This window comes from Sphingomonas sp. HMP9, from assembly GCF_013374115.1.
Taxonomy (GTDB): domain Bacteria; phylum Pseudomonadota; class Alphaproteobacteria; order Sphingomonadales; family Sphingomonadaceae; genus Sphingomonas.
Genome location: NZ_AP022673.1, coordinates 601,415 through 613,536 on the forward strand (window position 1 = coordinate 601,415; position 12,122 = coordinate 613,536).

Here is a 12,122-nt window from a genome sequence, read left to right on the forward strand (position 1 = left end):
AAGCGTCGCTCACGCGCTAGCGGGGTCATTCGTAGTGACGCGGTCGTCATTCGTGCCCCCTTCCGCAGTGTAACTCATCGGACGATAGTGTGTCCCATATCGCGCACGGACAGAGGGGGCGCCTCGCGACCTGTCTCAATCGCCTACACAAGTGAAACGTTTCACTAAACGGTCACACGGCCGTGCCAAGGGCGTCCTCACCAAATTCCTGGGGGGACCATCCACATGTCACGACTGTTTTTCAAATGCCGATCGCCGCGCCGGTTCCTGCTGGGCACCGCGCTGATCGCCCTGATCACCAGCGAGGCGCAGGCGCAGGACGGCGCTCCGCCGCCCGCGAACACCGAAGGCGATGACATCGTCGTGACCGCCACGCGCGTCGGCGCGGGTGAGAGCCGCGCGGTGCTGGTGCTCGGTCGCGACGACATTAACAGGCGGCCGTTCGGCGCCGACATCACCCAGAGCCTCAACCGAATCCCGGGCGTGCAGGCGACAACCGGCGACGCGCGTGGCGGCAGCTTCTCGTTCGAATCCGCGATGCGCGGGCTCAACAAGGAACAGGTCGGCTTCACGCTCGACGGCATCCCCACCGGTGACGCGCGCTTCAACGGCGGTTCGCCGCCACAGCGCTTCATCGAATCGAGCAACATCAGCCGCATCACCGTGTCGCAGAGCGCGGGCGACCTCGGTGCTCCGTCGCGCTTCGCGCTCGGCGGGTTTGTCGATTTCGTCACCGACGATCCCTCGCTCCAGCCCGCGGCCGCGTTCGAGGCAGGATATGGCTCCTACGACTTCTGGCGCACGTATTTCCGCATCGACACCGGCGAGATTGCGCCCGGCCTGTCCGCCTATGCAAGCTATTCGACGCAGGCGAACGATGTCTGGACGGGGCCCGACAACCGCCATTCGAAGCGCGACCACGCCGAGTTCAAGGCCGTGCAGACCTTCGATGGTGGCTCCTTCATCAAGGCGCGCGTCAGCTGGAACGACCAGCAGGACAATGACTTCAACATAGTCTCGCTCGCCGAATTCCGCGCCGATCCGCGATCGGACCGCGCCACCGACAAGTTGACCGGTATTCCGGCGGTCGACGTCGACTATGGCGGTGCGCTCGGCGGTACCCGGCAGGACCTGCTCGCCAACGCCAATATCGGGTTGCAGCTCGCGCCGAAGACGTTGCTGACGATCAACCCCTATTACCAGACGCTGCGCGGTGAATCCTTCCGCTATCAGGATCGCGCGCGCTCGCTCACCGGCGGCGATCCGTACGCTGTGCTCCGCTACACGGCGACCGGCGGCGCGGTTCGCCCGACGCTGACGACGCTGCGCAACAGTGCCGTCGTTGGCGGGCCCGCCGACATGCGGGTCACTCCGCGTGATCGCGACCGCTACGGCGCGACCGGCGAACTCAAGCTCGACGACATGCTCGCCGGACACCGCATCCGCATCGGCGGCTGGTGGGAAGGCGGCAGCTCCAGCGAGGAACGGCGCTTCTATCGCCTGATCGATCCGACCGCGGGCATCACCTATGATCGCAGCAAGCTCGCTTATGTCGAATATCGCCGCTCGACCGACATCGAGACGACGATGCTCTACGCGCAGGACGCGATCACGCTGCTGCCGGGGCTGCTGCGCGTCGACCTCGGCGCCAACTGGCTCAACGTGAGATACAAGGCGCGCTCGCCGCTCGAATATAATGCGCAGCTGAACTTCTCGCAGCATTCGGCTATCAACCCGAAGCTCGGCTTCACGCTGACCCCGGCGCACGGCATCGAGCTGTTCGGCGGTTATGCGAAGAATTTCGCGGGCATCCCGGAGGACGCGTTCCTCGGCTCGACTGCGGTGATCAATCCCGGTTTGCTCGATCCGATCCAGTCGGAGAATATCGATCTCGGCCTGCGCTACACCACCGGGCGTCTGGCCTTCTCGCTGCAGGGCTATTCGATCGACCTAAAGAACAATATCGGCATCGTCCCCAACGATCCGAGCGTCACCGAGCCCGACGAAATCCTCCGCGGCAACGTCGCCACTCGCGCCGCCAATATCGCCGGGCAGCGCACGCGCGGGATCGAGGCGACCGCGCTAGGCGATCTTGGGGTGATCGATTTCTACGCAAGCTATTCGTATCAGGATGCCCGGCATGACTCGCTGCCGGTCGGTTCCCCGGCGCGCGCCGCGCTTGACGCGGTCGGCGTGATCGCCGGCGCCCGGGTCCGCAACATCCCGAAGCACAGTGGCTATGCCGAGATCGGCGTGAAGCCGATCGAGGGCGCGCGGATCCTGGCGAACGTCCGCTATGTCGGTAGCCGCGTCGGCGGCCATCTGATCGCCGCGACCACATTCCGGGAAGTCGGTATCGAGACGATCCCGGGCTATGCCGTGGCCGGCGCGGCAGCGAGCTATACGGTGCTTGATGCGGGGCCGTTCCGCGGCCTGACGCTGCAGTTCAACGTCGATAACCTGTTCGACAAGGCGTATATAGGCTCCGTGTCCAGTTCGACCGCGACCCAGCCCGAATTCAGCCTGCCGGCGGTGACGCTGGACCGCTATTTCCTGGGGTCGCCGCGGACCTATACGCTGTCGATGCGCGTGAAGCTGTGATGGCCGGCCGGATGCGGGGTGTCGTAGCGGCGATGCTGGCGCTGCTCTCGGCCGACGCCGGGGTGGGGCAGGGCACCGCGCATCCGGCGGCGACCCTGGTCGACAAGGTCGTACTCGTACCGGACCGCTTCGACCCGGCGTTCGGCGGTATCTCGGGGATCGCCTATGATCGGCGGCACCGGACCTGGCTGCTGCTCAGCGACGATCGTTCGGATCACGCGCCTGCGCGTTTTTATACGGCAAAGATCGATCGCAGCGCGCGAGGCCGCTGGCGCGTCTCGCAGGGCTGGCGTGCCGTACTGCGGGACGGGCAGGGGAATGCGTTTCCGGTCGCGGGACAGCACCGCGAGGCGGTCGACCCCGAAGCGATCCGCGTCGCTCCCGATGGCAGCGTGCTGTGGACGACCGAAGGCGACGCCAAGGACGGCTATGGCCCTGCGGTGCGCCGCATGGACCGGCGCGGCCGCACGATCGCCACCGAGGCGTTGCCGGCGAACCTGCGGTTCGATCCGTCGGGCAAGCACGGCACGCGCGACAATCTGACGCTCGAAGGCCTCGACGTCACACCCGACGGCGCGACGTGGCTCGCGATGGAGGGGCCGCTGATCGAGGACGGCCTGCCTGCCGGCGACGATCGCCCGGCACTGGTCCGATTCACCCGGCGCGGCGATGGCGGCGCGCTGCAGTTCGTCTACCCCCTCGACGCGGTCCCGGCGTCGGTGCGCGGCAAACGGGCGGACAATGGCGTGTCGGAGATTCTGGCCGTCGATGATACCCGGATGCTGGTGATCGAGCGATCCGGCGTGCGCGTTGCGGAGGGACAATACCACTTCCACTGTCGCCTCTATCTCGCCGACTTCGCCCACGCCTCGGACGTCTCGGCGGTCGCAAGCTTGAAGGGCGCCGACATCCTGCCAGCGACCAAAAATCTGCTGTTCGACTTTGACAATCTACCCGCGAACCCTGGGAATCTCGAGGGCATGGCGTGGTGGCCGTCGACACGCGGCCGGCGGGACCGGATCGTCCTCGTCAACGACAATAATTTCGTCGCTGGCGAGCCGACCCGGCTGCTCCTCCTCTCCCTGGCCCCCGACGCGCTGCGCCCGCTCGCCCGCTGAGGGCACCGGTTGCCGGTCGGGCGCCGCGATCCCATGCCCGACGTCACACCACCGAGTTTCACGCACTTCATGCCCGACGCTTCCCCCACCCGGCGCCCGACGCTCAAGGATCTCGCGCGAGAGGCCGGGGTGTCGTTGGCAAGCGCCTCCTACGCCGTGAACGGCAATGGCTCGGTCGGCGAACAGACCCGCGCGCACATCCTCGCGGTCGCACAGCGCATCGGCTACCGCCAGAACATCGTCGCGCGCGCGATGAAGACCGGCCGATCGGGCACGCTTGCGCTTGTCCTGCCCGATCTCACCAACCCGTTCTTCCCCGCGCTGGCACAGGCGGTATTCCGGGCAGCGCGCAGCCGCGGCCACGCGATGTTCCTGATCGACACCGAGGGGAACGAGGCGCTGGAGGCCGCGGCGCTCGCAAAAGTCACGGACCTCGGCGTCGATGGCGTCGTCTGGTTCCCGATCCGCGACAAGGACACGTCGCAAGGTGTGCTCTCCCGCACGCCCGTGGTCGTGCTCGATCGCACGATTCCCGGCTATGCGACCGTCGGGATCGATTATGTCGGCGCCGGCCGGATCGCCGCGCGGCACCTGCTGGATGCGGGGCATCGTCGTATCGGGATCATTTCCGGGCCGACCGATATCGCTAGCATGCGCGACCGCTGCGACGGCGCAGAGGTACTAATTCGTGCGGAGGGTGAACTCGCTTTCCGGGTTAGCAACGCCTTTTCGGTGGATATCGAACCACAGGCGCAAGTCGCTCTTCTCCGCAGCGGCGCGACGGCTGTCTTCGCCGCTGCCGACGTGATCGCGATCGGCGCGCTCCGCCATGTCCAGTCGAACGGCCTTCACGTACCCCACGATCTGTCCATCTTGGGTTTCGACGACATTCCGCTGGCCGAGCAATGCCTGCCCGCGCTGACCACGATCGAGCTGCCGGCGGAGGAGATGGCCGAACGGGCGCTGGAGCTTCTGGAACACCAGATAGTCGCCGCGCCACCCCTTTCGTCCGCTATCGTCCTGCTCGGCACGCGGATCGTGGGCCGCTCATCCGTATGGCCTCGAGGTTGAGCGCACGTGGCAGTTGGCGGAGACGCTTGCCATTCTGTTCAGTCCATTCGCGCTGCAATCAGAACGTCAACGACTGACTATGGGTCTTGCCTGCCCCGCGATGCTGGGCAGTTCCGCCCAAACATTGCCATTCCACCAGCGAGCTCCGCCACCCGAAACCGGACATTGCGTAATGACGGGATTTGCCCGAACATTGTGCGTGCCAGCGTGACGGAATTGGTAGACGTATCGCTACAGCGATCCCGGCGACGGGTGCGGGTTCGATCCCCTGCCGTTGGAAACTTCGCTCAGTTCCGGTCAGTTCGGCTGCTTGCTTGTCCCGATACGTCGCATGAGCATGCAGATTTAGGCGTCGCCGATCATTAGTAGTAGAACTTAGTTTTTGCTTTGCCGCCCGCGTCTAGCGAAAGCGTAAAAGAAGTCCATTCCCCTCCCGTATGACATTTCATCAACCCCCGAAGCTTCGTGCAAAGCTCGGCATTGTCGGTCGCATATCCAGCCGCAGTATCTGGATATTTCTGCGTCCCATGTTGTATGACTGAAAGCGAGCTGCTGACGGTGCTGTAACGTTCTACATATTCGTATTCACACGTGATAGATTCGTAAGGACCCTCGACCTGATCAAGCATCAGCTGAGCCAGTTCCGTCATTATCTCGGCCTGCTTCTCTATTGGGTTCATCTCCAAGCTCCGCTTTTGCATCATCCGCTACCAAACCGCGTGAACCTTGGTATCCTAGCGATGCAAACCTAACGCATCCCGACCGAATAAGGGGGGGGTTTTCGACGATCCCGAGCCGAAAGCCGCCAGTCCGGTTTCCTCCCAACCACGACGTCCATGACGGCAGATCGGATGCCAAAAGGGGTCACCGCGGAGATGAATGAGCGTCTGAAGTTGGGAGGCGGGGGAGGGGGCGCGAATGGCCGACTATGGGTCGTCTGGACGCCACTTGCCTGTGTAACTGCGGCAGCACGGCTGGTTTGGCGGGGCCTCCGTATCGACGGAGCGAATGGCTGGCGTGATCAGCGAATCTATCGCATTGCTCGGTTGATATGACAGGTTACTCCACATCGGGCATCGCGCCATTGCTCGCGTTGGCGACAGCGGCGCTGGCTGCGCCGCCCGCGGTCCATACGCCCGCTCTCGGAAGCCCGGAACGCACCGCGATCGTCAAGACACTCCACGCGGGCGACGATAGCGCGCAATCGCGTTTCACCTTCCGCGCGTTTCGCGTCCTTTCGGCGGGCCCGGGTGCGATTGCCTATGTTCGCGGCGCAGGGCCGGTCGGCACCTTCCAGGCCATCCTGAAGCGCGACGGCCAGGCTGGGTGGCGCAAGATCTGGGGCGAGGGCGATGGCGGCAGCAGCAGTTGCGAAGTCGGCGCGCGGCATTATGCCTGGGCCTTGCAACTTGTGCGTACCTACACGGCCAACCCCGATACGATCTTTCCGGGCATTGTCGCGCGGACCGGGGACTTGCGACGCATGGCGAAAGCGGAGCCCGACGCGCAATGCGTCGGTGATTTGAACGGCGGCCCCAGCTGATTGCGGGCCAATGGCCCCACTTGGCATTATTGATCGGACGCCGCGCTCGATGCCGCTTCCACCACCGCCGATGCCTGTTCCGCCATCTGACTGCAGAGCGTGCGTTCCGACGACTTCTGTGCGCGGGCATTGTCGGCCAGTGACATGGTCTGTCCTTCGCGAACCTCTTCGGGGCGGGCGGGGTTGCTCGAGTCCATCACGCCGATGACCTGCGGCCCGACGATCTCACCGCGTCGACCGACGGCTTGCTGGGCAAGCGCCGCCGGGGTGACGGTCATGCCCGCGACCGTCGCGACAACCGACTTGCGGGTATTGGCGACATCGACGGCAGTGGCGAACCCCTTGCCCATGCAATATTCCATCAGGCCAAGGTGATTGTAGACCGAGCCGAACGCGGTCTGCAGCTGTCGGTCGGTCGGCAGCTCCTGCGCCTGCGAAGGGCCAAGCGCCAACACGCCGGCGACAATGGCGGCCGTCATGCGCCCGGCGAGCGCGGTACGAAATCCCTGCATTGAAATCTCATATGCCGGTGAGAGAACGCTCTCGATGTCAGGCCGCGGCAGTAGCGGCGGCGTGCTGTCCATGTAGGTCAACCAGTGCAGCCAGATGGTGTATGTCCGCATGCGCGTCAGCCGGATCTGGCACTTCAGTGCCATGCTCCCTCGAATGCTGCCGCCGATCCAGTTTTCATAGACCGCGCCGCATTCGGATGTTCGATAGGCCACCCATGACCGCTCGGCTTGGACAAGCGTCTGTTCCGATTTGATTTCGCGCTCTTCTCGAAGGCGCTTTATCGCGGCTCTATAATACCGGTTCAGCTCGGCATCGGCCTCGCCAAAACGATCTGCGAGGCAAGCGTCGGTATCTTGCGTCGACGATCCAGGGCATTGGCTAGCATCGGGCACGGCAACGGCTAACGCCAAAGCAAGGATCGCTAACATCATAGGCCTCCAGTCTCGAACATCTGAGCGCCGATCCGCTGCCCGAAGGGGTCGGGCTTTGCAACGCGCATCCGTAGGAGACGGCTAGGGTCGAGTAGCGCGCGGGAGATGCAGCGACGACCACGGGATGACCGCCCAATCCGGCGCGTCGCACGGGCGCTGCGCTCTGGGGAAATAGGCGCCTAGCCAAAGGCCCTTTTCGGAAAGCGCCCATGCCGGAAAATCCCAGACTTCGGGATCGGAATAATCACATGCGTCGTCATCTCCTTTGCTCGGCGGCTCCATCTCTTCGGGATGAAAGCGCTTCAGCAACGCGACAACGCCCGGCGCGAAGCGGTTGCTGCGATATTTGTACCACGCGTCGCTATCTTCGGCCGGAACCGATTCCGATCCGAAGGAGAGCACCGCGTCCAGTATGAATTCCCCGCCGGTAGCCATGTCATAGCTATGGCCCTCGGTGCCGAAGTCCGGGTGTGCGGTACCCGCGCAGCTCCAGCTACTCGTCCAGAGATAACTCATATGGTTCACCCCGAGCCAGGGCTTGTCCGCCTCCGCAACATCGGTGCCGGGCTGTCCGTCCGATCCGGTGCACGCGAACCAGGCGGAGACGTTCTGCCATTGATTGCGGGCAAGCGCGTGGTTGACCGCGACCACGGCAGCCGTGGAATAGCCGCCTTCGATCCGGAACAAGCGGATGCCGGAAAGCGCTTCCCGATACCACCGGATCGTCTTGCCGTTGATCGTCTCGGCCTGCTGCGGTGTGAGGTGAAGACCAGCAAGACGCCAACGCTCATAAACGCTGAGTTTGGGCGGCAGGTCGGCCGGAAGCCCGGCCGGACCGGCGGCTGGATGCAGGCTTACGGCCAGGCGTCTGGCGTTGGCAGTGGTCAGGGTGCCGACGAGGTTCGGTCCAGTTCGCTTCAGGAGCAGGTGATCGCCGGTCGTGCGCGACTCCAGAGTCAGCGTTGTTCCCGTAGCCGTGCCGGAGAGATCGATGTCGAGCCGCGACGTCTGGTAGAAATAGTGCCCATCGACCTCGCCCTGGTCCTCCGTCATCGCCACGACGATGCGCGCGGTACCGGCCACGCCTTCGAAAACCGTCTCCGGCGCAGCCGAAGCGCTTGCTGGCAGCATCAGAGCGCAGAACGCAGCGGCTAGAGCAGGAAGTCGATGCATGGGAAGACCGAACCGTGGGATGGGCGTGGAGCCCGCGTTAAGGCATCTCCACGCCGACGGCGACCGCAAATCGCCGTGACGAGGAGGCGGCAATCAGGGCCGGTCCGCGCCGACTAATGGTCTGTTCGCCGGCAAGCGGCATCGTATTCAGTGGCGTTTTGGTGTGACTGCAGCCACAGGGCTCACCGACTGCACCTGATGCGCGAAAACGCTCCGGTCATACGCGCTCGGCGTAGCAGGGAAGAAAGCACGATGCCGTTGTTCCGCGTTGTGATGTTCACCGCCGTCGTTGCCGCAGCTGCGTGGACACCCGTGTCCATTCACGCCGAACCCCGTGCTGAACCGCGCGCGTTCCTTCTCCCGCTGAGTGATCAGGACGAACGGTCTACGCAGGAAACCGGATGCACATCGACGTTCACCGTCGGCAGGCACGACTATCTGCAACTGGTCGGCACCGAACTTCTCCTCCGTGATCGACACGGGCTGCATTCCTGCCGCTTTTCGACGGTCGCCACCGAGGATCTGGAGACTGGGCGGAACAACGTCTCGTGTGCAGGCTATCGACTGCGCATCCGATCGTCCGGCAAGGCCACCTCGAACCTCGCATCGGACAGCAGCAGCAGACGCGCCGCCCTGACAATCGATCGGGGCGGCGTTGCAACGAGCATGCGCGGTATCTGGGGCGTGGCATGCTGAACACGACCGACCGATCCTGCGTCCTAAAACCGTCGACGCTGATTCTAGCTGAAACGGATACGCTCTTGTCACACACTATTGCGAGACGTGCTCGATAATCAGGATAGCGTTGTTCTTGTTGCTTTGCGCGAGCGCGCTCTGGTCGATGCCGGCGAAGGCCAGCAGCGATATCGGCTGCAACGCCAGCCGGAAGCTCAGCTTCGCGGTCTACAGCGGGTGTGACGACACCGCGATGATCGGCCCCCGCAACGACAGCTGGACCAGTCTGATCCTGCTGATGGCGGATCTGCCCGGCACAGCGCGCGCCCGGGGGCGTTGCTGGCATTGCCGGATTCGCAACGCGGCATCGACGCCGTCTCGCTGGCGCAGGAGATCGACGCCAAGCTCCTTGAATGCGCATCCGGAACGGGTCGCGGCGGAGGCGGCGCAGGTTTCCGGCAGCGGCCCGAGCTTCTCCTGCTCGTCCGCGACGACTGCGATTGAGAAGACCATCTGTGCTGATCCGAAGCTCAGCGCCCTGGATCGTCAGATGGCGCAGTTGTTCGCGCTGGCGAAGCAGGGCGCGTTCAGTACCGGTACGTCCAACCAGTTGGCGGCGCAGCGAACGGCGCTGCAGGAGATGCGTGCCTGCGCAGCGGCGCGGACATCGCAACCGATCGCTGTTTGCCTGAAGGAGCACTACGTCGTTCGTAACCAGGAGCTGGCGATCGCTGCGCTCATCAAGGCGCCGACCACCGTGCTTCCTGCGCTACGAGCCGGGGATCCCGCTTTCGCGCCAATTCTCGAGGCCGTCCAGTTGTGGTCGCAAGCACCGATGGATGCGAACTGGTCCGCGCCGGAACGCGCACAGGGCCGGCACCGGATCGCTGCGCTGCTGCAGCCTTATCTCACCTCGTTGCAGACTAACGCCGATCAGTCGTTCGGCAGTTCCATCCTGAGCGATCCGGGTGCCCACGGGGTCGCCGTGCGGAAGATCGATGATCTATTCCGTTCCGAACGACATTTCGCGGCTTTCCTCAACGTGCTCGGCCCCTATCTGGAGGAACCCAAACTTTCCGGCATGCCACGCGACCTGCCCTGCGCCGCGATCGTCCGCCACCCTAAGCTGCTCGACGCGACAGGCCCCGTATTCGGATCGACGATGGATAATTTCGTCCTTGGCAACGATTGCAGCGCAAGCCTGCCGCCACTTCCCTCGCTAAATGCGATCGTAACAAAGCTGAATGCTCGTTGGCCGGAATGCCAGGGGACGATCCGCTATGCCGCCTATGGCACGTTCAACCGTGCCGTTGACCAAGCGCGCCTGGGCTTCGCGCTGGCGGCGAAGACTGGATCGCTGCCGGCTCGCAAGGGCGTCACCAACGCAGATACGGCGACCGTCCAAGCGGATCTCACCGCGTATTATGTCGCCAATCTCCACCAAACCCCGTTAGCGGCAGCCAAGATGGCGCGGGATGCGCTGCTGGGAATTCTGCAGAACGCACATGCCTGTGACTGAGTGCGCACGTGCAGGTGGTGACGCCGGGAAGGAGGCGCCCGACGCGTGCCTTCGAGAGCACGACGGTGGCTTCATGACATTCGTGTTCAGTGGTGGCCGACGTTATGTCCACAAGAACGCCGACGCAGGCGATCCGATGACATCGTTCCTGTACATGTCGTCGCATGACATGCGCGAGCTGCGGTGCAACGCCCGCTACGCCCAGGACGCATCAGCGGTTGAATCCGGCACTAGCCGTGAGCTCACCGGTCATTACTACCTGACATGCGTGATGGAGACGGGATCGGAGCTGGTGCTACGTCCCGATGGAAGCTTCGCCTGGTTCATGAGCTATGGCGCCGCGGATCAGGCGGCGGAGGGCAAGTGGCGGATCGATGGCGAAGCGGTCGTGCTGGAGGCCGGGCCGAGCGCTGGCGCAGAACCGGCCTTCCGGCAATTGCGGCTGCGAATCGACCATGGTGCGCTGCTCCTGAACGGCGCGGGTAAGGGCCGGTACGAGCGGCATCCGTAAACGCTTGAGTTGATCCTGCGTACTGGCGGGGTAATACCCCGAGCATGGATTATCGCCACCACCGTACGACCACGTTGCCAACGGGCTCTGCTCTTAGGCGTATTCCAGTGCGAGCGATGATCGTCGCCGTGGTCGCCAGCGCGTTGGCGGCATCGCCCTCCGTGGCCCAAGCCGAGGATGAGGCGGTGCCGACGCCGGCATCGCTGACGCAGGTGCTGTCCTGCCAGTCGCGCGACGCGCTCGGAACCTTTGCCGAGCGGCTTTTCCTGCAGAATCGCCCGCCGGCGTGGATGCGTCCGAGTAAGCTGCCCAAGGCGCTCGACGGTATGATCGGGTTGTATGGCTTCGCGGTGAAGGGAAATGTCTCGGTGTTCGGGGAGCCGGTCGACCACGTCTATTTTATGAGCGACTGGGTCGTCGCGCTGCTGCCCCGCGCAAGCGCCGAGCGGGTTATTGCTGCCCAGAAGATGACGCGCGCGCCGATCGCGATGACGGAACAATATTACCGCTTCGTCGATCCCGAGACCGGGCCGATGATCGGCGGGTTCGCGCCGACCGGTGATGCGATGGCGAAAGTGTTTGTCGATGCCTTCGGCGGCGATCCGGGGGCGAAGACCGCGAAGGAGCCGCCGTCGCCGGATACGAAGATGCTGCTGGTCGGGTGCAACTACGCCGTGGCGTCTCAGGAGGATTTCCTGGCTGCGGCACGTGGCGCCGAGGATACGATGCGCAAGGCGGGCGCGGATATTCGACGGATGGTCGAAGATGGTGAGGCTCGCCGGCCACGGTGATTACTTTGCGGAAGGCGTTCGGCCGGGAGTAGCGTGACTGCGGGGCGACCTGGCAGGATGCCTTTAGATCACGCAGATCATCACGATCGCCAAACACCCGCATATCCGGAACGCCGCGGGCATAGCCGATAGATGCGTGCTACCAAGCATTAGCAACTGGTTGCGTGTTCCGGAAT

General features: G+C 64.1%; 11 protein-coding genes and 1 pseudogene. 9 read left to right on the forward strand and 3 right to left on the reverse strand.

What is annotated here, in order from left to right; translation table 11 throughout:
* Positions 1 to 225: 225 nt before the first annotated feature.
* The 4 genes and pseudogenes from HMP09_RS02685 to HMP09_RS02700 all read left to right on the forward strand — a co-directional run bounded on the left by HMP09_RS02685 (position 226) and on the right by HMP09_RS02700 (position 5,070).
* The gene (locus HMP09_RS02685; protein ID WP_176499072.1) at positions 226 to 2,601 is read left to right on the forward strand and encodes a TonB-dependent receptor; all 2,376 of its coding nucleotides are present in this window, start codon (positions 226 to 228) and stop codon (positions 2,599 to 2,601) included.
* 11 nt (positions 2,602 to 2,612) lie between these two features.
* Positions 2,613 to 3,719, forward strand: coding sequence for an esterase-like activity of phytase family protein (locus tag HMP09_RS02690; protein ID WP_232090584.1), 1,107 nt, complete (start codon positions 2,613 to 2,615; stop codon positions 3,717 to 3,719).
* Between the two features lie 69 nt (positions 3,720 to 3,788).
* On the forward strand, positions 3,789 to 4,790 hold the full coding sequence (locus HMP09_RS02695; protein ID WP_176499074.1) for a LacI family DNA-binding transcriptional regulator: 1,002 nt from the start codon (positions 3,789 to 3,791) through the stop codon (positions 4,788 to 4,790).
* Between the two features lie 202 nt (positions 4,791 to 4,992).
* Positions 4,993 to 5,070: pseudogene (locus HMP09_RS02700) on the forward strand.
* 82 nt (positions 5,071 to 5,152) lie between these two features.
* Here the strand turns inward: HMP09_RS02700 and HMP09_RS02705 are convergent.
* Positions 5,153 to 5,470 carry a hypothetical protein gene (locus HMP09_RS02705; RefSeq protein WP_176499075.1) on the reverse strand — a complete coding sequence of 106 codons (318 nt, stop codon included), beginning with the start codon at positions 5,468 to 5,470 and terminating at the stop codon, positions 5,153 to 5,155.
* A 371-nt stretch (positions 5,471 to 5,841) separates the two neighbouring features.
* Between HMP09_RS02705 and HMP09_RS02710 the strand changes: the two genes are divergently transcribed.
* Positions 5,842 to 6,333, forward strand: a complete 492-nt coding sequence (locus tag HMP09_RS02710) for a hypothetical protein (RefSeq protein WP_176499076.1) — start codon at positions 5,842 to 5,844, stop codon at positions 6,331 to 6,333.
* A 26-nt stretch (positions 6,334 to 6,359) separates the two neighbouring features.
* On the opposite strand, the gene HMP09_RS02715 is transcribed toward HMP09_RS02710, so the two are convergent.
* Entirely contained in the window at positions 6,360 to 7,277 is a 918-nt protein-coding gene (locus HMP09_RS02715) for a lysozyme inhibitor LprI family protein (RefSeq protein ID WP_176499077.1), read from the reverse strand.
* An 81-nt stretch (positions 7,278 to 7,358) separates the two neighbouring features.
* Positions 7,359 to 8,408, reverse strand: a complete 1,050-nt coding sequence (locus HMP09_RS02720; RefSeq protein WP_176499078.1) for a hypothetical protein — start codon at positions 8,406 to 8,408, stop codon at positions 7,359 to 7,361.
* A 294-nt stretch (positions 8,409 to 8,702) separates the two neighbouring features.
* Between HMP09_RS02720 and HMP09_RS02725 the strand changes: the two genes are divergently transcribed.
* From HMP09_RS02725 to HMP09_RS02740, 4 genes are all read left to right on the forward strand, one after another.
* Positions 8,703 to 9,146: a hypothetical protein gene (locus HMP09_RS02725; protein WP_176499079.1), complete on the forward strand. Its 444-nt coding sequence runs from the start codon at positions 8,703 to 8,705 to the stop codon at positions 9,144 to 9,146.
* A 109-nt stretch (positions 9,147 to 9,255) separates the two neighbouring features.
* Complete coding sequence (locus HMP09_RS02730; protein ID WP_176499080.1) at positions 9,256 to 10,644, forward strand: lysozyme inhibitor LprI family protein; 1,389 nt, start codon at positions 9,256 to 9,258, stop codon at positions 10,642 to 10,644.
* Positions 10,645 to 10,717: 73 nt separating this feature from the next.
* Complete coding sequence (locus HMP09_RS02735; protein ID WP_176499081.1) at positions 10,718 to 11,155, forward strand: hypothetical protein; 438 nt, start codon at positions 10,718 to 10,720, stop codon at positions 11,153 to 11,155.
* Between the two features lie 116 nt (positions 11,156 to 11,271).
* Positions 11,272 to 11,946: a hypothetical protein gene (locus tag HMP09_RS02740; RefSeq protein WP_232090586.1), complete on the forward strand. Its 675-nt coding sequence runs from the start codon at positions 11,272 to 11,274 to the stop codon at positions 11,944 to 11,946.
* Positions 11,947 to 12,122 lie beyond the last annotated feature (176 nt).

What these genes read in the sequence shown, in the direction of transcription:
- HMP09_RS02740 (WP_232090586.1), top strand. Translation starts at nt 11,272, where the DNA reads ATGATCGTCGCCGTGGTCGCCAGCGCGTTGGCGGCATCGCCCTCCGTG.
- HMP09_RS02705 (WP_176499075.1), bottom strand. Translation starts at nt 5,470, where the DNA reads ATGAACCCAATAGAGAAGCAGGCCGAGATAATGACGGAACTGGCTCAG.
- HMP09_RS02685 (WP_176499072.1), top strand. Translation starts at nt 226, where the DNA reads ATGTCACGACTGTTTTTCAAATGCCGATCGCCGCGCCGGTTCCTGCTG.
- HMP09_RS02725 (WP_176499079.1), top strand. Translation starts at nt 8,703, where the DNA reads ATGCCGTTGTTCCGCGTTGTGATGTTCACCGCCGTCGTTGCCGCAGCT.
- HMP09_RS02695 (WP_176499074.1), top strand. Translation starts at nt 3,789, where the DNA reads ATGCCCGACGCTTCCCCCACCCGGCGCCCGACGCTCAAGGATCTCGCG.
- HMP09_RS02735 (WP_176499081.1), top strand. Translation starts at nt 10,718, where the DNA reads ATGACATTCGTGTTCAGTGGTGGCCGACGTTATGTCCACAAGAACGCC.
- HMP09_RS02715 (WP_176499077.1), bottom strand. Translation starts at nt 7,277, where the DNA reads ATGATGTTAGCGATCCTTGCTTTGGCGTTAGCCGTTGCCGTGCCCGAT.
- HMP09_RS02720 (WP_176499078.1), bottom strand. Translation starts at nt 8,408, where the DNA reads ATGCTGCCAGCAAGCGCTTCGGCTGCGCCGGAGACGGTTTTCGAAGGC.
- HMP09_RS02710 (WP_176499076.1), top strand. Translation starts at nt 5,842, where the DNA reads ATGACAGGTTACTCCACATCGGGCATCGCGCCATTGCTCGCGTTGGCG.
- HMP09_RS02690 (WP_232090584.1), top strand. Translation starts at nt 2,613, where the DNA reads ATGCGGGGTGTCGTAGCGGCGATGCTGGCGCTGCTCTCGGCCGACGCC.